General features: G+C 62.1%; 16 protein-coding genes. 6 read left to right on the top strand and 10 right to left on the bottom strand.

All coding sequences use genetic code 11. The features are described 5' to 3' along the window. Positions 1–105 precede the first annotated feature (105 nt). From xylA to AC57B1_RS13990, 4 genes are all read left to right on the top strand, one after another. Positions 106–1428, top strand: coding sequence for a xylose isomerase (gene xylA / locus AC57B1_RS14005; protein ID WP_496417784.1), 1323 nt, complete (start codon positions 106–108; stop codon positions 1426–1428). A 169-nt stretch (positions 1429–1597) separates the two neighbouring features. Then, entirely contained in the window at positions 1598–2626 is a 1029-nt protein-coding gene (gene xylF, locus AC57B1_RS14000; RefSeq protein ID WP_091804343.1) for a D-xylose ABC transporter substrate-binding protein, read from the top strand. Positions 2627–2705: 79 nt separating this feature from the next. Next, complete coding sequence (gene xylG, locus AC57B1_RS13995) at positions 2706–4265, top strand: D-xylose ABC transporter ATP-binding protein (protein ID WP_496417783.1); 1560 nt, start codon at positions 2706–2708, stop codon at positions 4263–4265. Then, a complete protein-coding gene (locus AC57B1_RS13990; RefSeq protein WP_091804337.1) occupies positions 4262–5461 on the top strand; it encodes a sugar ABC transporter permease in 1200 nt (399 codons plus the stop codon). The genes xylG and AC57B1_RS13990 overlap by 4 nt, the downstream gene beginning before the upstream one ends. A 26-nt stretch (positions 5462–5487) precedes the next feature. Here AC57B1_RS13990 and AC57B1_RS13985 read toward each other — a convergent pair whose 3' ends face one another. Together AC57B1_RS13985 and AC57B1_RS13980 are read right to left on the bottom strand one after the other, a co-directional pair. Beyond that, a complete protein-coding gene (locus AC57B1_RS13985; RefSeq protein WP_496417782.1) occupies positions 5488–7308 on the bottom strand; it encodes a hypothetical protein in 1821 nt (606 codons plus the stop codon). Positions 7309–7399: 91 nt separating this feature from the next. Further along, complete coding sequence (locus AC57B1_RS13980) at positions 7400–9448, bottom strand: S8 family serine peptidase (RefSeq protein ID WP_496417781.1); 2049 nt, start codon at positions 9446–9448, stop codon at positions 7400–7402. A gap of 614 nt (positions 9449–10062) precedes the next feature. On the opposite strand from AC57B1_RS13980, the gene AC57B1_RS13975 reads away from it, so the two are divergent. Together AC57B1_RS13975 and AC57B1_RS13970 are read left to right on the top strand one after the other, a co-directional pair. Beyond that, a complete protein-coding gene (locus tag AC57B1_RS13975; protein ID WP_496417780.1) occupies positions 10063–12333 on the top strand; it encodes a xanthine dehydrogenase family protein molybdopterin-binding subunit in 2271 nt (756 codons plus the stop codon). 43 nt (positions 12334–12376) lie between these two features. Next, on the top strand, positions 12377–12838 hold the full coding sequence (locus AC57B1_RS13970; protein WP_496417779.1) for a (2Fe-2S)-binding protein: 462 nt from the start codon (positions 12377–12379) through the stop codon (positions 12836–12838). 343 nt (positions 12839–13181) lie between these two features. Here the strand turns inward: AC57B1_RS13970 and AC57B1_RS13965 are convergent, their stop codons facing one another. The 8 genes from AC57B1_RS13965 to AC57B1_RS13930 form a co-directional block, all read right to left on the bottom strand. Then, a complete protein-coding gene (locus AC57B1_RS13965) occupies positions 13182–14708 on the bottom strand; it encodes an efflux transporter outer membrane subunit (RefSeq protein WP_091804328.1) in 1527 nt (508 codons plus the stop codon). Further along, a complete protein-coding gene (locus AC57B1_RS13960; protein ID WP_496417778.1) occupies positions 14705–15772 on the bottom strand; it encodes an efflux RND transporter periplasmic adaptor subunit in 1068 nt (355 codons plus the stop codon). Before AC57B1_RS13960 ends, AC57B1_RS13965 begins: the two co-directional genes overlap by 4 nt. Further along, positions 15769–15978, bottom strand: coding sequence for a DUF1656 domain-containing protein (locus tag AC57B1_RS13955; protein WP_007176114.1), 210 nt, complete (start codon positions 15976–15978; stop codon positions 15769–15771). The genes AC57B1_RS13960 and AC57B1_RS13955 overlap by 4 nt, the downstream gene beginning before the upstream one ends. A 55-nt stretch (positions 15979–16033) precedes the next feature. Continuing rightward, the gene (locus AC57B1_RS13950; protein ID WP_408186604.1) at positions 16034–18136 is read right to left on the bottom strand and encodes an FUSC family protein; all 2103 of its coding nucleotides are present in this window, start codon (positions 18134–18136) and stop codon (positions 16034–16036) included. Between the two features lie 6 nt (positions 18137–18142). Then, on the bottom strand, positions 18143–18763 hold the full coding sequence (locus AC57B1_RS13945) for a MarR family winged helix-turn-helix transcriptional regulator (protein ID WP_408186605.1): 621 nt from the start codon (positions 18761–18763) through the stop codon (positions 18143–18145). Between the two features lie 85 nt (positions 18764–18848). Then, positions 18849–20507, bottom strand: a complete 1659-nt coding sequence (locus AC57B1_RS13940) for an ATP-binding protein (protein WP_496417777.1) — start codon at positions 20505–20507, stop codon at positions 18849–18851. Positions 20508–20511: 4 nt separating this feature from the next. After that, on the bottom strand, positions 20512–22029 hold the full coding sequence (locus AC57B1_RS13935; RefSeq protein ID WP_408303037.1) for an ATPase domain-containing protein: 1518 nt from the start codon (positions 22027–22029) through the stop codon (positions 20512–20514). 86 nt (positions 22030–22115) lie between these two features. Further along, positions 22116–23018, bottom strand: coding sequence for a LysR family transcriptional regulator (locus tag AC57B1_RS13930; RefSeq protein WP_496417776.1), 903 nt, complete (start codon positions 23016–23018; stop codon positions 22116–22118). Between the last annotated feature and the right edge of the window lie 47 nt (positions 23019–23065).

The following is a 23065-nucleotide window of genomic DNA, read 5'->3' as shown; positions in this document are numbered from 1 at the left end:
ATTTCGCAATTGCCGATGCATCTTGCAAGCGGCAGCATGGCGTCACCTTGTCGACCGGCGCGACGACGTCGCACGGGTTGCGGTGCAACATAACTGGAGACGCAGATGTCTTACTTCGAACACATTCCCGAGATCCGCTACGAAGGCCCGCAATCGGATAATCCGCTTGCGTACCGCCACTACGATAAAAGTAAAAAGGTACTCGGCAAAACCCTCGAAGAACATCTGCGTATTGCCGTGTGCTACTGGCATACGTTCGTCTGGCCGGGCGTGGATATTTTCGGGCACGGAACGTTTCGACGCCCTTGGCAGCAAACCGGCGATGCCATGGAGCGGGCACGGCAAAAGGCGGATTCCGCATTCGAGTTCTTCTCGAAGCTCGGCACGCCGTACTACACGTTTCACGACACCGACGTCGCACCCGAAGGGTCGAACCTGAAGGAATACAGCGAAAACTTCCTGCATATTGCCGACTATCTGGCGCGCAAGCAGGAGGACAGCGGCATCAGGTTGCTGTGGGGCACCGCCAATCTATTCTCGCATCCCCGTTACGCGGCGGGCGCGGCCACCAATCCCGATCCAGAGGTGTTCGCATTTGCGGCGACGCAGGTGCGCCATGCTCTCGATGTGACGCAAAGACTCGGCGGCGACAATTATGTCTTGTGGGGTGGACGCGAAGGTTACGATACGTTGCTCAATACCGACCTGGTGCGCGAACGTGATCAGCTCGCCCGTTTTCTGCATATGGTCGTCGATCATGCGCACAAGATCGGTTTCAAAGGCTCGCTGCTGATTGAACCCAAGCCACAGGAGCCGACCAAGCATCAATACGATTACGATGTCGCGACCGTACACGGCTTCCTGCTGCAACACGGACTCGAGAAAGAGATTCGGGTAAACATTGAGGCCAATCATGCGACGCTCGCGGGTCATTCGTTTCATCACGAGATCGCGACGGCCTATGCGCTGGGTATTTTCGGCAGCGTCGACGCGAATCGCGGCGACCCGCAGAACGGCTGGGATACCGACCAGTTCCCAAATAGTGTGGAAGAGCTGACGCTCGCCTTCTACGAAATTCTCAAACATGGCGGCTTCACAACGGGCGGCATGAACTTCGACTCGAAAGTACGGCGGCAAAGTGTCGATCCGCAAGACCTGTTCTACGGCCACATTGGGGCAATCGATAACCTCGCGCTCGCTGTCGAACGCGCCGCGGTGCTGATCGAAAACGATCGCCTGGATCAATTCAAGCGTCAACGTTATGCGGGCTGGGAAGCGGAGTTCGGCCGCAAGATCCTGTCCGGCGACTATTCGCTCTCCACACTGGCGACGGATGCGTTGGCGCGCGGTCTGAATCCGCAGCATGCCAGCGGCCATCAGGAGCTGATGGAAAACATCGTGAATCAGGCTATTTACAGCGGACGCTGATCCGGATCGCAGGAAGACGTGGCTGAGAAGTCGTAGCACCTCATAAAAATCGCGCGGCCACGTCGACCGCGCGAAACAGGAAGCTTTGGGTTGTCGCTTGTCCGGTCCTGCGGCTCGCAGCGCAGGCCGTCCAATCCGGTATTCCGGCTATCAGAAGAAGGAGAGAGACATGAAATTCGCAACGCGTCGTACCGTGTTGAGTTCGCTCGTGTGTGGAGCGGTGCTCGCCAGCCTGTCGCTTGTCGCGCCGCTCGCGCATGCAAGCAAGGATCATCCGGAAATCGGCTTCTGTATCGACGATCTGCGCGTGGAGCGCTGGTCGCGCGATCGTGACTATTTCGTCGCCGCGGCAGAAAAGCTCGGTGCGAAAGTGTCGGTGCAATCCGCCGACGCGAGCGAAGAGCGGCAGATCTCGCAGATCGAAAACCTGATTTCGCGCGGCGTCGACGTCATCGTAATCGTGCCGTTCAATTCGAAGACGCTCGGCAATGTGGTTGCGGAAGCAAGGAAAGCCGGCATCAAGGTCGTCTCGTATGACCGCCTGATTCTCGATGCCGATGTGGACGCCTATATCTCGTTCGATAACGAGAAAGTCGGCGAATTGCAGGCGCAAGGCGTCTACAACGCGCAGCCGAAGGGCAACTACTTCCTGCTCGGCGGTGCGCCGACCGACAACAACGCGAAGATGCTGCGCGAAGGCCAGCTCAAAATCCTGAAGCCCGCCATGGACCGGGGCGACATTAAAGTAGTCGGTCAGCAGTGGGTGCCGGAATGGAGTGCTTCCACGGCGCTGCGCATTGTCGAAGATGCGCTGACGGCCAACAACAACAAGATCGATGCGATCGTCGCATCGAACGACGGCACCGCGGGCGGCGCGATTCAGGCGCTCGCCGCGCAGCACCTGGCGGGCAAGGTGCCGGTCTCCGGGCAGGACGCGGACCTCGCGGCGGTCAAGCGTGTGATTGCCGGCACGCAAACCATGACCGTCTACAAGCCGCTGAAGCTGATTGCCGGCGAAGCCGCCAAGCTCTCGGTGGCGCTTGCGAAGGGCCAGAAGCCCGCCTATAACGCGCAATACGACAACGGCAAGAAGAAAGTCGACACGGTGCTCCTGCAACCCACGTTGCTCACCAAGAGCAATGTCGACGTAGTCGTCAAGGACGGCTTCTATAGCCAGGCCCAGCTCGCGAGCCAATGAGCGTAACGCGTGCGCGGCGGACGGCGATGCGCGTGGTGCGTATCGGCGCCGCCGTGCGCCTTGCAGCGAGGCATAGCGAATGACGCAACCTCTCATGACGATGCGCGGCATCGTCAAGGCGTTTTCCGGCGTGAAGGCGCTCGACGGTATCGACCTCACGATCGCGCCGGGCGAGTGCGTGGGTCTGTGTGGCGAGAACGGCGCGGGCAAATCCACGCTGATGAAAGTGCTCTCCGGCGTGTATCCGTGGGGCACGTGGGACGGCGAGATCATCTGGGAAGGCGAGCCGTTGAAAGCCGCCAGCGTGCGTGACACCGAACGCGCCGGCATCATCATCATTCACCAGGAGTTGATGCTGGTGCCGGAATTGTCGGTGGCGGAGAACATTTTCCTCGGCAATGAAATTACGCTGTCCGGTGGCCGCATGAATTACGCGGCGATGTACCAGCGCGCCGACGAACTGCTGCGCGAACTCGGTATCAGCGGAATCAATGCCGCACAGCCGGTGATGAACTATGGCGGGGGGCACCAGCAGTTGATCGAGATTGCCAAGGCGCTAAACAAGCGCGCCAAACTGCTGATTCTCGATGAACCGTCTTCTTCGCTGACCGCGTCCGAGATCCGTATTCTGCTCGACATCGTGCGCGATCTGAAGCGGCGCGGCGTGGCCTGTGTGTACATTTCGCACAAGCTCGACGAAGTGGCGGCCGTTTGCGACACGATCAGCGTGATTCGCGACGGCCGTCACGTCGCGACGGAGCCGATGCGCGCGCTCACGACCGACCGCATCATTTCGCTGATGGTGGGCCGCGAGATCAAGAACCTGTTTCCGCGCGAGCCGCATCCGATCGGCGAGGTGATCTTTGAAGCGCGTCATGTCACCTGTTTCGACGTGACCAATTCGCGTCGCAAGCGCGTCAACGACGTGTCGTTCGCGCTGCGGCGTGGCGAGATTCTTGGCGTGGCCGGCCTGGTCGGCGCGGGCCGCACGGAGTTGATGCAGGCGATCTTCGGTGCGTACCCGGGGGTGAGCGAAGCGACCGTGGTGGTGGACGGCAAGCCGCTCAGGATTCGCGCGCCCGTTGACGCGATTCGCGCGGGCATCGCCATGGTGCCGGAAGATCGCAAACGTCACGGCATCGTGCCTGGGCTGAGCGTCGGCCACAACATCACGCTCGCGGTGTTGGCGCGCTTTGCCTCGGCTGGCCGGATCGATTCCGCGGCCGAACTCGATACGATTCACACGGAGATGAAGCGGCTTTCGGTGCGCGCCGCGCATCCCATGTTATCGATTGCGAGTCTGTCGGGCGGCAATCAACAGAAGGCCGTGCTGACACGCATGCTGCTGACCGACCCGAAAGTGCTGATTCTCGACGAACCCACGCGTGGCGTGGATGTCGGCGCGAAATACGAAATCTACAAACTGATTTTTCAACTGGCGCAGCGCGGCATGTCGATCGTGATGGTGTCCTCCGAATTGCCCGAAGTGCTCGGCATCAGCGATCGCGTGCTGGTGATCGGCGAAGGCGAGTTGCGCGGCGATTTCGTCAATGACGGCCTGACTCAGGAGGACATACTCAGCGCTGCGATCCGTCCCGTGCCACGATCCCCGAACCCAACCGTAGCGAGTGCCGCATGACGCCCGACGTTACTTCCCACCGCGCCGATGAAGCCGTGCCGCGAGGCGCATTCGGCGGTCCGCAGCGCCTTCAGCAACTGTTCGCGCGCTACAAGATTCTCGCGCTGCTGATCGCCGTGGCCGCGATCTGGATTTTCTTTTCGGTGCTCACGCATGGCGCATTCGTTACGCCGCGCAATCTGTCGAACCTGCTGCGGCAGATGTCGATTACCGGAATGCTCGCGTGCGGCATGGTGTTCGTGATCATTGCCGGCGAGATCGATCTGTCGGTCGGCTCGCTGCTCGGTTTGCTCGGTGGCGTGGCGGCCATACTCGACGTCAACCGACACTGGCCGCTCGGCGTCACGTTGCCGGTGGTCATGCTGCTAGGCGTACTGATCGGCATGTTCAACGGATGGTGGTCGACGTACCGGCGCGTGCCTTCGTTCATTGTCGGGCTCGGCGGCATGCTTGCCTATCGCGGCATTCTGCTTGGTGTGACAGGCGGGTCGACGATTGCACCGGTGTCGGATGGTTTCGTGTTCGTCGGCCAAGGCTATCTGCCGAGGCTCGCGGGCGATACGCTTGCGGTGGTGCTGTTTCTGTTGCTGGCGTTTCTGACGATACGCCAGCGGCGCAACCGCGAGCGCTATCAACTGCGGGTGGTGCCGTTCTGGCAGGACGTCGTGAAGGTGGTCGGCGCGGGTGTGATTCTCGCCGGCTTCGTCGCCACGCTCGACCGTTACGGTGGCATTCCCGTGCCGGTGCTGTTGCTGCTCGCGCTGCTGGGCATCTTTACGTGGATCGCCACGCAGACGGTGTTCGGGCGGCGCATCTACGCGGTCGGTTCGAACCTCGAAGCGACCCGGCTCTCAGGCGTCAACACCAACCGCGTGAAACTGGCGATCTTCGCGCTGATGGGGCTGATGTGCGCGTTCGGCGGCATCGTCAATACGGCACGGCTTGCAGCGGGGTCGCCTTCGGCCGGATCGATGGGCGAACTCGATGCGATTGCCGCGTGTTTTATCGGCGGAACGTCGATGCGCGGCGGGTCCGGCACGGTCTATGGCGCGCTGATCGGCGCGCTCGTCATGGCGAGCCTCGATAACGGCATGTCGATGCTGGACGTGGATGCGTATTGGCAGATGATCGTGAAGGGCAGCATTCTCGTGCTGGCCGTTTGGATCGATGTGGTGTCGGGGTCGAATAGGCGGTGAGATGAAAGGCGGGTGAGGTGCGGCGGCTACTTTGGTCCGGTGCTGCACCAATCCGTCAGAGCTTCCCGCATTTCTTCGATAACGGGGTTCCAATCTCCGAGTTCGCGCTGGCGGAATAGCCGCATTGATGGGTACCAGGGGCTATCTGTTCTGTCGGTTAGCCAGCGCAACTCCGAGTACGCGGGCAAAAGTACCCAGACTGGAAGGTTTGCCGCACCGGCGAGATGTGCAGCGGCAGTATCGACGGTAATGAGCAGGTCAAGCGTTTCAAGAATGGCGAGCGTGTCGGTGAAGTCTTCAATGATGGGTCCGAGCGTGTGTAAATCAAATTGGTCTGCCAGCGGTACGCCGTCGCATTCATGCTCCCCTTTCTGTACGGAAAACCAGGTCGTTCCCGGATGGGAAAGCAGGGGTTTCAGCGTTTCGATACCGATCGATCGGAACCGATCTAGAGCGGTGTGCGTACCGCCCGCCCACACTACACCGATTCTCGTGCGTTTCTTATGCGCCGCTAATGGTGAGATGACATCGAGCTTTTGCCGCCATTGGTCAATATGGCGTGGCGCGGCCGAAACGTATGGCATGGCAATAGGCAACATGGAGAGATCAAGGTTCATATGCGCTGGCATTCTCAGCATATGGCTCCAATAGTCGTAAGGGCCGGCGGGTGTTGTTGTAAAAACCGACCGTACGCTCCTCATGCTTGCCGCGATCTTGGCGACAGGTTGGCTGACCAGCACATCGACAATAGCACCCCGCCGGTGTAGCCATTCGGCAAACCGGCTGAACTGGATTTCGTCGCCCCGTCCTTGTTCGCCGACGAGTAGGAAACGACATCCGCAAACTGGTTCGCCATTCCACACCTGAAAATCTGGAAAGACCAAAGTGGCACGTGTTAGGGGCATGGCGTAAGCGGCATTGCGACGCGCCCATCCGCTCTTAAAATCGCCCTGACTCAGTTCGAGGCATGCAAGTTGGCACTGCATGACAGGATCATCAGGTGTGAGTCGGACCGCTTCCCTGCTGTAGGCCAGCGCTTCCGCAACTCTGCCGCGGACGCTCAGCGCATGTGCCGCGTAGTGGTGCAGCGTGACGCGTCGCGGATCGATCTCGAGTCCCTGGCGGGCGACACTCAGCATATCGGCGAAACGATCCGCTCTATATAACGCGAGACACAGCGCCTGCAATGTTTCGGGATTGTCCGCTTCCCGTGTTCTGATCTGTGCGATCGCGTGGCTTGCCTGTGCCGTACGCTTGGCTTTGGCTAGTGCTGCGATTAAATCGAACCCGTCTTGCAGGGAAGATGAGTCGAGCGCCCATGCGGCTAGCCAATAGTCGGCGGCATCATCAACCTCCCAGAGTTCGGCGCTTATGCGCGCGATGGCACGCGTCGCATGATGAAGGTCCGTCTCTATGGAAAGAGCCGCTTTGTATTGCGCTTTCGCTTCGGCGAGGCGGCCGCTGAGTCGCAGGCAATCCGCCAGATTGCGATGCAAGGTTGCGGTGCTTCCAGAGAGGTCAATCGCATGACGGTAGAACGCTTCCGAACGTGGGTAGTCACCTTTCATCGCGGCGATCAGGCCGGCGTGTTCCCACAGATCGGCACGCGCTGGGTCGGCCTTTAGAGCGCGTTCCAGATACGCGTCTGCTTCTGGGATTTTTTCCAGGTGCACGCACACCAACCCCATACGGTGTAGTGCATGGACATTGTACGGGTTCGAGGCCAACGCCCGTTGGTATCCGCTTTCCGCGTCTTTCATGCGGAAGGCGGAGTAGTCGGCGTCTGCACGAGCAATCAGCGTGTGCACGTCCATTGAATCGGAGTGGTGGGTAATGGCCTTTTGCATTTTCAAAGATAGTGGGCTTTGCTTATGCGAAAAGTTGTGTTTCTGCGCTCCGTGACGGAAACGCAGGGGGCCTGCTCGCACGCTATGAACGTCACTGCATATAGGTAGCGAAAATCACATCATCATTGAGGTCGGTATCAGGGCTTAGCGTGACGTAATAAACGCCTGCTGCCGGGCGCGATATGATGCATTGGGCACCGCTGCCTGATGCAAATTTTCTAATGCAAGGTGCGTTTACCGTAGTGGGCGAGCCGGCCCTCAGATACATTGTTCCCGATTCAAGACTAGATCTATTTGAGAGGGCTACCCTGAGGATCGATGCACCAGCCGGGACGTCCAGCTTGAAGAACTTCATGACGTTCGATTTCGCGGCAATCATGAGATTGACGTCGAAACTCAGATCGGTTGACTCAGGGGCGGCGACCGTAAAGGGCCGAGTTACCCTGCTAACTGCGCCTGTGCTGTCAGTCGTCGTTAATGTGATGTTGTAAGTGCCCGGATATTCGTAGTTGTAGATCGGGTTGACTGATTGTGCGCTGAACACATCAACCGCATTGCCGGAGCCGAGAGTCCACGTCCACGACTTGATCGACGCAGAGCCTCTCGCGGTCGACAGGTCTGCACACGTCACCAACATTGCGGACATACTCTGGGAACATTTGAAATCCGCTGCGGCTGGAATCTCGCCAGCCTTTGCCGCCGCAACTGTTGCCGCCGCATCGAGGATACCCGATCCCATCGAATGATCCGGCTGTTTGGGGAATGGCTGGGCGTGCTGTGTGATTAGTGTGCGCATCTCGGCCGTACTTAGCGGCTTCGGTGCGACAGAACGTACGAGAGCAACTACACCGCTAACCATTGGCGCTGCCATGGACGTTCCGGTCATAGCGGCATAACTCTCGCTGCCAAGCGCCGAACTTCCATCGTTATAGGTCGATAAGATATCGGTTCCCGGCGCGGAAATATCAACCGTGGGCCCGTAGTTGGACAAGTACCCTCGCAAACCATCGCGTTGTGTGTTGCCGACAGCGATAACGCCGTGACAGTTGGCTGGTTGGGTGTTTGATGCGTCTTCGTTATCGTTCATTGCGGCTACTACGAGCGTACCGCCTAAACTGTTCACGGTGTCGATTGCATCCTGATACGCCTGCGAACACTGGCCAGCCGATCCAAGGCTCGCGTTGATGACCTTTGCGGGATGGGGATTGACTGAAAAACCTGGAACAGATCCGCCCGCGGACCATACCATAGCTTCCACGACGCTCGACATTGTGCCGATGTTGCAGGCGCTGAGCGCGCGAACTGAAAGTACTTTCGCGGACGGCGCGACGCCTGCGACGCCGAGGCCATTGTTTGCCACCGCGCTCAATATGCCGGCAACGTGAGTGCCGTGCCAGGTCACCTGGCAATTCGGATTCTCGACAGTACGACCAGGGTTTGTGCCGTCGCTTGGTCCGGGCAGAAACGTAAAGTCCAACCCACCGGGAGATATGTTTGCATTCAGATCGCTATGGCTCGTTACCCCATTGTCGACGAGCGCGATGGTCACGCCCGCGCCCGTGCCTGTATTCCAGGCGTTCGCCACGCGGATACCCGCATAGGGCTGCGCAGGGTCGAGATTTGAAAGAAGGCCCCATTGATCGTTAAAGTATGGGTCGTTAGGTACAGCACCACCTGAGACCACAATGTCCGGCTCAACGTATTGCACGTTCGGGTCGGCTGCGATGGCGCGCATGAATGCTTTCGCCTGCGCGCTAGAGAGTTTTCGCTCGGTCGTCACCACGTCTGCGCCGATACCCATCCGACGCAGATGATGTGCTCTCGCAGGGAGCGTGCTGGCAAGCTTGTCAAGTTTCGTTTGCACGGCAGAGGAAGAGCCGCGTTCAGCAGTACCGGGTCTGTACTTGATGATGAAACGGTCGGTTTGCGACTCTGACGTCATGCCAGTTGTGTTCATCTTCAACGACATGGTGAGCGGAACTGAACTGGAACTCGCAGCGCTCGCTGCGGCCGCCACCTCTGCCGTCTCCGGAGCGCTGGGTGCCGAACGCGATGCGGTGTCGCTCGCGCCGTTCCCGCTACACGCGGCCAAGGCCAGCGCTAGAGTGAGGTTTGCAACGCTGGTAATGATGCGGCGCATTGGTAATCTCGATCTGATCGCATCCGCCCGGTTGACTGTGTGTTGAAAGTCGATCCTGCCGCTTTTCGTTCTCTCTTTATTCAACGTTTGGATCTCGCAGATTTTTCGTTGATCGTTCGTTCTTGCGATCGGAAAGCCGCACAAAGACCGGTGCCCGTTCGTAATGGAAGGGTAATCGCTTGGAAAAGTGTGAGGCAGCGGAAAGCGCTGTTTTATGTGAAGGAGAATTCCCGTGCGATGTCAGGAATAACTACGCATCGATTGCGATTTGCGCTAAGCGGTGAGTGAAACGTCCTAACGCGGTTTGGCGCGACCTCCGCCGAGTCGTTTTCGCAGGCACAGCCACGATGGCATGCTCGCACGAGCGCCGGCCTTCTGCCCGCAACGAGCCGCCCTTACCAAGCCGTTCCCGCCTCATTTAATGAAACACCCCACGGCTTACCTCCATCACCGCCATCCTGCCCATCCCCCGCCCCAAGCCCTCCTGACTTAAATGCATGCATTTAAGTCCCACATCCACTCCCCCGTCTTATTACTATTCGGAGGAACAACGCCAGGCGCCGACCTGCGCTTCACAGCTTCCCAGCCATCGTGCGAGCTGATCGAGCCATGCCATGTTAAAGCGCAGAACCTTCCTGCTCGGCGGCGCCGGCGCTGTCGGCGCGCTGCTGGTCGGCTGGTCGGTGCTGCCGCCGGGGCAGCGTTTGACCACGTCCATGCCGCTGCCGGCGCAAGGCACGCAGGTCGCGCTCAACGGCTGGGTCAAGATCGCCGCCGACAACAGCGTGACGATCATGATGTGCAAGGCGGAAATGGGACAGGGCATTCACACTGGCCTCGCCATGTTGCTTGCCGAAGAACTGGACGCCGACTGGTCGCAGGTTCGGGTCGAAAACTCGCCTATCGACAAGATCTACAACAGCGTGCAGAACATCATCGACGACCTGCCGTTTCGCCCCGACGACGATAGCGCCATTAAACGCACCATCGTCTGGATGACCCGCAAGGTGGTGCGCGAAGCCGGCACGATGATGACGGGTGGTTCGTCCAGCATCAACGACCTTTGGACGCCGATGCGCGAGGCCGGCGCCTCGGCCCGCGCCATGCTGATCGGCGCCGCGGCAGCGCAATGGAAAGTGCCTGCCGGCGAATGTCGCGTCGAAAGCGGTCAGGTGCTGCACCCCTCGGGGCATAAGGCGAGCTTCGGCGAATTGTCGTCGATGGCGGCGCAGCAACCGTTGCCGCGCCAGGTGGCGCTCAAAAATCCCGCCGACTTCAAGCTGATCGGCAAACCGTTACGCCGTATCGAAGCGGCATCGAAGATCAACGGCACGGCGCGCTTCGGTATCGACGCGCTTCCCGACGGCCTGCTCTACGCGAGCGTCGTCATGTGCCCGACGTTGGGCGGCACGGTCGCGAAGTTTGATGCAACGCCGGCGGCCAGCATGCCGGGCTTCATCAAGGCGTTTGCCGTCGCGCCCTACAACGGTGGAACCGGCGGCGTCGCGGTGATCGCGGACAACCCGTTTCGGGCGATGAACGCGGTCACCGCCATCAACGTGGATTGGCACGACGGCCCGGCGGCAAAGCTGTCGAACGCGGAGGTGGACCGTCGCCTCGCACAGGCACTGGACGACGGCGACGGCCACGCCTACTACCATCTGGGCGACGTGGACGCCGCGTTGAGTCGCGCGGCGCGCACCATCAGCGCCGAGTATCGCGCGCCGTATCTGGCGCACGGCGCGGTCGAGCCGCCCAACTGCACCGTGCAGGTCACGGACGGCTCGGCCACGGTCTGGGTCTCGACGCAAATGCCCGCGCTCGCCCGGCATCACGTCGCAAAAGTGCTGGACATCGATCCCGACAAGGTCGACGTGCAAACGCTTCTATTGGGCGGCGCATTCGGGCGGCGTCTGGAACTCGATTTCATCGCCCAGGCCGCGGCGATTGCGCGCCAAGGCGGCGGCCGTCCGGTGCAAACCCTCTGGTCGCGCGCGGAGGACTTCACTCACGATTTCTATCGTCCGGCATGCGTGTCGCGCCTCAAAGCCGGTATCGACAACAACGGCAAACTGCTGGCGTGGCATGCCACGTCGGCAAGTCAGGCGATCGTGCCGGAGTCCCTCGCGCGCTATTACGGCGTGCCGCGCATTCCGATCGACAAGACCACCAGCGAAGGCGCCTTCGATCAGCCCTACGAATGGCCCGCCGCGCGTGTGGCGCACAAGATTGTCGACCTGCCGGTGCCGGTCGGGTTCTGGCGCTCGGTGGGCCATTCACATCAGGCGTTCTTCACCGAGGGCTTCACCGACGAACTTGCCGCGGCCACCGGCCAGGACCCGATTGCGTTTCGCGCGGCGCTGCTCGCGCAGCATCCGCGGCATCTGGCGGTGTTAAAGCGTGCGGAGGTTTTATCGGACTGGGGACACCCGTTGACGCATGCCGCCGACGGCGCGCGCCGCGCGCGCGGCGTGGCGTTGCACGAGGCGTTCGGCAGTGTGGTCGCGCAGGTCGTGGAAGTGTCGATCGGGCCGGATAAGCGGATTCGCGTGCATCGGGTGGTCTGCGTGATCGATTGCGGTATGCCGGTAAATCCGAATCTGATTCGTCAGCAGATGGAGAGCGCGATTGTGTTCGGTCTCTCCACCGCGTTGCAGGATGAAATCACGCTCATCAACGGTCAGGTGCAGCAGAAGAACTTCAGGGATTTCCCGGTCGTGCGAATCAACGATTGCCCGGCAATCGACACGGACATCATGCCGAGTCAGATGCATCCGCAAGGCGTGGGTGAACCGGGCGTGCCACCGGTCGCACCGGCGGTGGCGAATGCCGTGTTCGCATTGACGGGCCAGCGCTTGCGCTCACTGCCGTTGAGGCTCGCGTGAAGCACGGCGAATTCGAAAACTCAGGAACTCACGGAGGCTGGCGATGGGATCGTTGAACATCAACGGGCGGGCGGTGGCGGTGCAGGCGGACCCCGACATGCCGCTTCTGTGGGTGCTGCGTTGTGAACTCGGCATGACGGGCACCAAGTTCGGCTGTGGCGTGGGGATTTGCGGCGCGTGCGTGGTCCATGTGGACGGCGAAGCAAGCTTCGCGTGCCAGACGCTCATGTCGAGCCTCCACACGCAGAAGATTACGACCATCGAAGGCTTGCAGGGCCCCGAAGCACAGGCGCTGAAAGCCGCGTGGATCGATCTCGACGTGGTGCAGTGCGGCTATTGTCAAAGCGCGCAACTCATGGCGGCCTGCGCGCTGCTCAAGCACAACCCCAAGCCGACCGACGCCGACATCGACGCGGCCATGTGGCACATCGTGTGCCGTTGCGGCACGTATCCGCGGGTTCGGGCGGCGATTCACCAGGCGGCGGCAAAGCGTCGGCCCGCCTAGGGCTGCCGACGCTTTTCGCACCAACGCAAGAAGCCGCGAGCGTTCAACCTGCCAGCATTTCGACCACGGCGACGACGGCCGTGAAAACGCCGATGCAGCCGCCCAGTGCGGCCGCGCTCTTCATGAATTGCGACATACTTGTCCCCGTAATAAGTGGTTGATGGGACGTATTTAACCCGAAATGAAAGGCGAAAGAAAGCTTATCAAAAATAATTCGTAAGCTTTGCGGGAAGGGGCAGAGCGTGCGGGTGGCGCTGCTCTGCCGCGACGGCGGGCCCGCAAAGCTGAGGCAAGCGAGCCGCAACGAGAGGCTCGCTTTAGACGTGCAAAATCAGAAGTCGCATCAAGGCGCTTTTGCCGCAGCCGCCGTTGGCGCCGGAGCCGGCGCAGCTTTGACCGATGCCGCAACGGCGGGCGTCGAGCCGCCGGACGCGCTCTGCGGATCGATCTCCCATCCACCGCCCAGCGCGAGGAACAGGTTGACCTGATCGATCGCCACCTGGCCTTCCGCGGCGGCTGCCTGAGATTTCGTCGAGGTCAGCGTGCGCGTTGCATCCAGGTCCGAGATGAACGACTCACGCCCGGCCAGATAGAGCCGATGCGTTTCATCCGCCGACTCGGCCGCCGACTTCACGGCGGCGCGCAAAGCGTCGGCGCGGGCGTAGTCCGATGCATACGTTGCGAGACTGGTTTCGGTCTCGCGCAGCGCGGTCAGCACCACGCCGTCGAACTTCGCCAACGCCACCTGGCTCGACGCCTGCGCTTCACGCACGCGGCCACGCGCGCCGTTCGCCGGGAAGGTCCAGCTGATCAGCGGGCCGAAGCCCCAGCGCGCCGTGGGCGAGGTGCCCAAATCTTCGAGAATCCCGGTCAAACCCGCCGAGGCACCGATGCTCACCGTCGGATATAGCGCCCCGGTGGCGACGCCGATACGCGCGGTGGACGCCGCCAGTTGACGCTCGGCCTCGCGCACATCCGGGCGGCGCTTGAGCAGCGCGGCGCCATCGCCGATCGGAATCGGCTGGCGGATTTGCGGCAGCCTGTCGCAAGCGAGTACGGCCGGCGGCAGGTCGGATGGCGCGCGGGCGAGCAGCGCCGCGAGGCGGTACTGCGCGATCTTGCGGCGTGCCGTATAGCGCGGAATATCCGCCGACAAGGTATCGACCTGGGTCTGCCCGCGCGTCACGTCGGGCTGATTGCCACGGCCCGCGTCACGCAGGCGGCGCGAGACGTCCACGCGCTGTTTCTGCAGGGTCAGCGATTGTTGTGCAATCCTGAGTTCTTCCGCAGCGGAACATTGTTCGACGTAAGAGCGCACCACGTCCGCCACCACGGTGATCCGTGCGAGATCGGCGGCGGCCTGCACGGACTCGCTGTCGGCTTGCGCCGCTTCCACGCCGCGTCGCAGCTTGCCGAACAGATCGATTTCATACGAGACGTTGATGCCGATATCGCCTTCATTGACGACCGGCAGCTTCTCAGTGAGGAGGTATTGTTCGGCGGATTCCTGGGCGCGCTCAATCACGGCCGAGGCCTTGCCGGAGAATCCGCCCTGCGCCTGCGCCACGCCCAGCGCTTCACGCGAGCGCGCAAGATTTGCCGCCGCGACGCGCAAGTCGGTGTTCGATTGCAGCGCCTGATCGACGAGTCCGTTCAGCACCGGATCGTCGTAGAGCTTCCACCACACGGGCGGCACGTTCCGGCGCGTCGTCAGGGCCGTGTCGGCGCCTTCGATCGGCGCGTTGGCCAGCGGCGCGTTGACGAGCGCCTGTTGCGGCAACGCATAGTTGGGGCCGACGTTCATGCAGCCGTCGAGCGCGACGGCCAACGGCAACAGAGGCAATAAGGGCAGGGCGCGCGACAGCTTCATTGCGACGCGCCCGAGGTGACCGCAGCCGACGCCGGCCTGGCAGCCGAACTAGCCGGAACAGCGGAGGTAGCCGAAGCGGAAGCGGAAGGCGATACCGAAGCAGAAGATACCGCCGCAGAGTTAGAAGCCGAAGCCGCACCCTCCGACGCGGCCACCGCGCCCGATGCGCCCGCATCCGGATGCTTCCTGCCTGCCGGCTCGAGATCGCGCACCGACACCGTCGCGGTGCGTCCTGCGATCATGCGGAAATCGGCCGGCACTTCGTCGAGTGCGACGCGCACCGGAATCCGTTGCGCGAGCCGTACCCAACTGAACGCCGGGTTCACGTTCGGCAGCAGATTCGAGCCTTGCGTGCGGTCACGATCCTCGATACCCGCGACGATGCTTTGCACGTGTCCGCGCAGCGCGTTCGGTTCGCCCATCACCTTGATATCGACCGGCTGGCCGATGTCGATGCCACGCAGCTTGGTCTCCTCGAAGTAACCGTCGACGCGGAACGAATGCATATCGACCACCGCGACCACCGCCCGCCCCGCCGCGACGAATTCGCCGGCGCGTGGCGCGCGGTCGTTCAGATAACCGTCGACCGGGCTCACGATCGTGGCGCGTTGCAGATTCAGCCGCGCGGTGTCGATGGCGACGTTTGCATCGGCGAGCGCGGCTTCGCCCTGTTCGACGCGCGAGCGGCTTTCTTCCGACACTTCCGCCGCGACGAGGTTGCCGAGCTTGCGGTTGCGCGCATCTTCGCGGCGCGCCTGATCGAGCGTGGCGCGGCGTTGCTGCGCGGTGGCCTGCGCCTGGCGCAGCGCGAGCGTATAGCGCGCCTGATCGATCACGAACAGCACCTGGCCTTGCTTGACCTGCTGATTGTCCACCACTTCGACCGACGAAATCAGCCCCGAGATATCCGGCGCGACCTGGATCACGTCGGCGCGTACGTGTCCGTCGCGAGTCCACGGGGCGAACATGTAGTAGTCGACCAGTTTCCACAGCACGAGGGCCGCGGCCGCGACGACGATCAGGGTCAGCAGAATCTGACCGACGGAGAACCAGGTTTTTTTCACGTTATTAGTCTGTGCGAAACGACGACGACAAGGCCCAGCACCAGCACATAGATGCCGAGATCGAAGATGGAGCGATGCCAGACGAAGCGGTAAAAGCCGACGCGCGCGAGCACCGTGCGAATGGCCAGGTTGATCAGATACGCGATCAACATCAGCACGAGCACGGCCGGCACGAACACGCCGAAAATATCGATTTCACCGATCATCGCGGAAAGTGGAAAGGGTTGGAAACGGCCTGAAACCGGAAATGGACGGTGCGCATCAGGCAGCGGCCTCCGGCTCCGGCGGTGTGGGTATCAGCAACGTGGCCGGAAACAGCGAAAGACGCAAGCCGACCAGCGCATGCAGCGCGTCACGCAACTGGCGCGCCGACGTTTGCGAGGTCGCGCTCGGCGCGCCGGCGTTGGCGAGTCCCTGTGCCGTCACGCGTGCCACGGCGGCGTCGATCGACGACATCAGGCTCGCGGGTACCGGCTCGCGCTTGCGGCGGGCGACACAGCTTTCGTAGTATTGACGCACGTCGTCGAGCACGTGCTCGATCGCGGCCGGCGCTTCGCCACCCAGCTTGCGGGTCAGGCGGCGCAGATCGAGCGCGTTGAAGGCGATGCGCAGGTCGCGAAAGCTCTCGATCGACGGATGGCGATGGTCGTCCGTCGCGCCAAGGCGCGGGATCAACTGCATCAGGCGGTCGACCATGCGCGCGGCGAGATTGCGCGGATCCTCGATCGGCCGCGTGGACGCGGTGAGCGCCACGTCGGCCCAGCTCGAACGCAGCAGGCGGGCCGCCGCGAGTTCGGCGCCGAACGGGCGCGTGACGCGAGTCCACACATACGCGTAGAGCAAGCCGGCGAGGCCCGCGAGATTGCTGTTCATGAACACCAGAAAGTTGGCGTCGTACGCGTCCTGAATGCTGATGAAGGTGGCCGTGTTCACGGCGACCAGTACCGTGGCCAGATTGAACTGTGGACGCGGAATCAGCGTGCCGACAAAGATGAACGGCGCGGCGAACAGGACCACCAGCATCGGAAAGTCATGCACGTGCGGCAGCACGGCGAACAGATACACGCCCGCCGCCACCACACTGATCGCCGTTGCCACGAAAAAGCGGAACACGAACGGCGCGGGCTCGTCGAGCGCGGCAAAAAAGCAGCACGCCACGGCCGCGAGCGTGACCGCGCTGGCACCGTCGTTCCAGCCTGAACCGATCCACAAACTGCACGCGAGAATCACGGCCGCCGCCGCTGAGCCGGTCGAGAACAGCATGATGCCGTGATCGTAGAAGCGCTCGGTGCCGCCCAGCCGCCAATGGCGAAAACGCGGCCGCCAGTAGCCTTCTTCGCGTGTGATGATGACGCGCAGCGAGCGGCAGTCCTGCCAGACATCGATCACCTGTTTCATACGCCACAGGGCGTTCGAGAGCAATGCGCCGTCCCAACCCGCGAGCGCGGCCGGCGGCGGCTGCATGGCCGCGATCCGCTCTCGCAATGCGTCGGCTGTCGGGTCGGGATGATAGCCCTCGCTCACGGCGGGCATCGGCTCATTGAACCATTTGATGAGATCGGCGAGCAGGCTTTCCAGACCGTCGGGCCACGTCTGGCGGCCGCTGTTATAGAGCGCGATCAGCGGATCGGCGAGCGCCGACATGATCGGCAGCAGCAATTGCATGCGCCCGCGCAGTTCATGTGCGCGCGCCAGCACGTCGGGCCGCGTGTGATCGTACGCAAGCTGGCTCAGCAGCAATTCCAGACCATTGATGGTGGCCGCGATACGCTGCCGCGCGCCCGAAATCGCCGAGCCGGCAATGCGGCCGGACAAGGTTTCGGTCGCATAGAACGCGGCGTCGCGAAACCATGCGTCGGTGCGTTCGATGATGGTCGGCGCAAGCCGGCTCGGAAACAGCGCGCTGCCGACAATGCTCGCGCACACGATGCCGAGCGTAATCTCCTCGGTGCGGCTGATCGCGAGATCGAACACGCCGGTCGGATTGGTCACCGAAGGCAGCGCGATGATCGGCATCGTATAGCCGGCCAGCAGGAACACGTAGCTGCGCGCGGTGCGGTCGGACACCGCCAGATACAGCAGTGTGCCGGTCCATAGCGCCACGATCACGCTGAACAGATACGGCGATTCGACGAAGGGTGGCACCAGCAGCACCGCGGCCGAGGCGCCGAGCATGGTGCCGAGCGCGCGATAGAGCGCCTTGGAACGGGTCGCGCCAACAAACGGGTTCGATACGATGTAGACGGTCGCCATCGCCCAATACGGCCTCGGCAGTTCGAGCGCGAGACCGATGTAGAGCGCGATCATCGCCGCGGCAAACGTCTTGACTGAAAATAGCCAGTCGCGAAGGGAGGGGTAGACCATAAACCGTTACGCCGGATCGCCGGCCTCTTGCGGCGCGGCGGTGTCCGCTTTGCCTTTGTTCGACTTGTTCGCTTTGGCTGCGTGACGGACCCGGCCGCCGGCCGGCGCCCGTGCGCGCGAGGCGCGCTCATCAGGTTCTTCCCGGCCTTGGTTGCCTGGTTCGTTTCCGGGGTTGCTGCTCTCATCAGCAGGTTCGCTGACCTCTCCCGTGAAAGCGGCCAGCACGCGCAAGGTCGCTTCGAGATCGCTGCGCGAGACGTCTTTCAATGCCTGCGCGCGCAGCGTGACCAGTTCTTCTTCCATTTTCGCGGTAACCGCGCGGCCTTCTTCGGTGAGCACTACCGTTTTCGCTCGACGGTCTTCGGGGTCTTCGTCGCGGCGCATCAAACCCGCAGCGCACAGTTGATCGAGCAGCCGCACGAGCGACGGCCCTTCGATGCCGATATGATCGGCGAGCGTAACCTGACGCACCGCCGAGCCGAGCCGGCTCGCGGTCAGCAGCGGTGTGGCGCATGCCTCGGAGACATTGAAGGCCGCCAGCACGCCATGGCTCGTGCGCCGCCATTTTCGGGCGGCGACGACCAGTGTGCTGCTGACCGTGCGGCGCAAGGTATCGAGATTCGACATGGCCGCTATTGTATTTCTTTAAAAATTCGTTAGCAAACTATTGAATCGAACTTCCCGTGACTCGGGCCCATTTTTAGAATCGCGCTTACGCCGCGAGCCCGAGCCGTACCGTACGCGCCAGGTCATCGAGTTGAAACGGTTTGCGCAAGATCGTGCAGCGCTTCACCGCCAGCCCGGAAATATCCACATCCGCATAGCCCGTGGCGAGGATCACCGGCAAATCCTCGCGTAGCTTGCGCGCCTCGGCGATCACGTCGATACCGTTCATGCCGGGCATGGCGAAGTCCACCATTAGCAGGTCCGGCTTGTCGTCCTGTAAACGGTTCAGACCGGCGCGTCCGTCGGCGGCTTCGGTCACGGTGTAGCCGAGCATTCGTAGCGACTCGACCAGCATGGCGCGCACTTCGCCATCGTCTTCAACCACCAGCACGCGTTTTTCACCCACCACGTTCGCTTCCGCATTCGCCGCGGCTTCAGCCTGCGGGGTCACGCGTTCGCGCAATGGCAGCCAGATCTCCACAGTGGTGCCGGCGCCTTCCTCGCTGAACAGACGCGCGGTGCCGCCGGCTTGCGTCGCGATACCGTAGACCTGGCTCAAGCCGAGTCCCGTTCCCTTGCCGATCGGCTTGGTGGTGAAGAACGGATCGAACACGCGCGACACGACATCGGGCGGTACGCCTGAACCGGTATCGGCTACTTCGATGACCACATAGGGGCCGCCTTCGAGTGTCTGATCCGGCGCTTCGCGCTCTTTCACGCGAATGCCGAGCTGGCCGCCGGCCGGCATCGCATCGCGTGCGTTGATGGCGAGATTGAGAATGGCCAGTTCGAGCTGATTGGCGTCGGCCTCGGTCCACATCTCTTCGCCGTCGAAGTCGTTGGTATAACGGATGCTAGACCCGAGCGACACCGTGATGATGTCGCGCATGCCTTGCAGCAACGTCACCACGTCCACGGCTTTCAGATCGAGGTTGCTGTTGCGTGAGAACGTGAGCAACTGACCCGTCAGTTTCGCGCCGCGTTCGGTCGCCCGCTTGACGGTGGCGGCCATGCCACGAAGACGCTCATCGCTGCTCACGCGTGCGATCAACTCCGCGTTGACCATGATCACGTTCAACAGATTGTTGAAGTCGTGCGCAATGCCGCCGGTGAGTTGCCCGAGCGCTTCCATTTTCTGCGATTGCACGAGCACGGCCTGCACTTTGGCGCGCTCGTGAATCTCCATCATCAACCGGTTGTTGGCGGAAGCCAGTTCGTGGGTGCGTTCGGCAATACGACTCTCCAGCGAGTCGTTCAGTTGCACCAACGCCTCCTGCGCCTGGATCCGTTCGGCCAGGTGCCGGCGCGACTCGTATTGCCGCGCCCGTGCCCGCAATGACGACGCCACTGCGCGCCGCAGCGTCTCCGAGTTCAACGGACGTTCGAGCACGACCACGTTGCCGAGCCGTTCCAGCACTTCCAGCCCGCGTTCTGAGCGATGCCCGACGCGTGAGGCGGCGAGCAGGGTGAACGGGAAGTCGGACCAGGCCGGCTGTTTTTCGAGCCAGCTGAACAGGCGCATCGCATGGTCGCCCGCGAGCGCTTCTTCGGCGATCAGCGCCGCGCCCGCGCCGGCGTCGAGCGCCTCGGTGAGCGCGTCGGCATCGCGGCATGCCAGGCAGATGCGGTGGTCTTTTTGCAGTACTTCGGCGATCACATCGGCGTCGCGGCCAAACGGTGCCAGGATAAGGACGCGTTGCTCCATGAACTCACTTCCCGGGCGTTTCGATGACGCGGTTCGTTGCCCCGAGCAGGGCGGTACTGCCACGATAAGCCGGAAGTCCGGACAGCACGCCTTCGAAGTCGCGCAGCGCCTCGCCCACTTCCACGCCGCCGCTACCGAGACGGAACTGGCGAATCGAGCGTTCGTGGGCGTTGGCGCGACTCTTCACGGCAGTCACGGCGGTGAGCACTTCGCCGTGGTGTTCGAAATAGCGGAACAGCACGACCACGTCGCTCAGATAGCTGATGTCGATATCGTTCTGCACCTCGCCGATAATGCCGTGCTGCCCCAGCACGAGCATCGTGATGACGCCTTGCTGATTGAGATAACCGAGCAATTCGTGCATTTGCAGCAGCAGATAGCGCTCGCCGGGCATGGCCTGGAGATAGGCGTTCAGGCTATCGATCGCAACGTACCGGACGCCTCTGTCTTCGACCGACTTGCGCACGTCGCTGGCGAACTCGCCCGGCGAGATTTCCGCCGGATCGATCTGGCGCAACGTCAACAAACCGCTCTCGACGTGCGGTGCGAGATACATGCCGAGCGTCGCACAGCGGATCATCAGTGTGGTCAGCGTTTCGTCGAATACGTAATAGACGCAACGTTCGCCGCGCTCGAGCGCCGCGATCAGGCACGACACCACCGTGGTGGTCTTGCCGACGCCCGAGGGGCCGATCATCAGCGCGTTGGTGCCTGGGATCAGTCCGCCGCCAAGCAGCGCATCGAGGCCTTGAGTGCCGGTGCTCACCACCTGGGGGTTGAATTCCGTGTGGTGCTCGGCGGCGACGAGGCGCGGGTAGACATGAATGCCGCCAGTGTCGAGCGTGAAGTCGTGGTAACCCTCGCGAAACTTGATACCGCGCATCTTGGCGACACGCGCGCGGCGGCGATTGCCGCCATAGTCGTGTACCAGATTGTCGAGGCTGATCACGCCGTGCGCGATGCTGTGCAACTGCACGTCGCCCGGGTCGGACGTATTATCGTCGAGCAGCAACACGGTGCATTCGCGGGTGGCGAAATAGCGCTTGAGCGCGAGAATCTGCCGCCGGTAACGCAGCGGGTTCTGCGATAGCAGACGCAACTCGGAGAGGCTGTCGAGCACGATGCGCGCAGGTTTGAGTTCGTCGACCTGCTGGATCACGTTGCGCACGGTTTCGCCGAGTTCCACTTCGGCCGGGTGCAATACGGTCTGCTCGAACTGAGGGTCGAGGCCTTCGTCGGAAAGCAGTTCCAGCACCGTGAACCGGCTGATGTCCCAGCCGTGGCTGTCGGCCACCGCGATCAATTCGGAGCGTGTTTCGGACAGGGTGATGTATAAGCCTCCCTGGCCTTCTTCGACACCCTTGAGTAAGAACTGCAAGGCCAGGGTAGTTTTACCTGTCCCGGGCGCACCCTCCACGAGATACATGCGGTGCGCAGTCAGACCGCCTCCGAGGATGTCGTCGATTCCATCGATTCCGGATGACAGGCGGGCCGGTGTGTCGGCGTCGTGTCTGTTTGACATGGCGTGGCGTTTCGCGTGAGTGAGTGGCTGATCATTTCCCAGTCGGTACGTCGAGAATGCAATTTGCGTGCCCGTCGACGCCAGCCTCACGCGCCGGCGCGTGCCATCACCAGTTGAATGAAGCGCGTCGCCGCGCTGTTATGCAATACAGCCGGATAGGCGAGGTGCAACGGCGCGCTCAGTTTCGACGGATTCGCGAGCGTGCAATACACGGTGCCTACCTGGTCGTAACGTTGCATGGAAGCGGGCACCAATGTCACGCCGAGACCCGCGGCAACGAGGTTGATGCCCGACAGCATACGTGGCACTTCACGCGCGATTCTCGGGACGAACCCCGCTTGCCGGCATGCCGCAAGGATGTCGGCATACATGCCGGGCGCGCCCGGGCGGCGGACCAGAATGAAGTCTTCGTGTGCCAGCGCTTTCAGCGACACGCGCGGCCGCTTCTTGCCTTTGAGCAAGGGATGGCCGACCGGCAACACCACGACCATCGGCTCGTCGAGGAGCAACTCGAAGGCTACGCCTTCGCGCGCTTCGACGGGCTTGCGTAGAAACGCCGCCTGAATCTGCCCTGCAGCCAGGCGCTCGATGATCTCCGCCGCATTGAGTTCGGCAAGCTCCACGGCGACTTCGGGACACACCTTGCGAAACGCGCGGATCGCCTCGGTTGTGAATGGATGAAACGCGGCGGAACTCGTCAGCCCGATCGACATCGTGCCGAGTTCGCCGCGCGCAATCCGGCTCGCCTTGTCCACGGACTGCTGCAGGTTCTGCAGCAAGCGTTGCGCGTCTTCGGCAAAGGCCTGCCCGGCCGGTGTCAGGGTGACGCCGCGCGGCATGCGCACGAAGAGTTCGAAGCCGATTTCTTCCTCGAGCGTTCGGATCTGCTGCGAGAGCGGTGGCTGCTGCATGGCAAGCCGTTCAGCCGCACGCGTGAACTGGCCTTCTTCAGCGACTGCCAGGAAGTAACGCAGATGCCGCAATTCCATGGTGTTTCGTCTCCCGGCTGCATTCGAATGCCTGCCCACTGCCATAT

It is taken from the genome of Paraburkholderia sp. BGA-UO-ETr-F21 (assembly GCF_059567925.1).
This window is presented reverse-complemented; position numbering and strand designations above follow the sequence as displayed.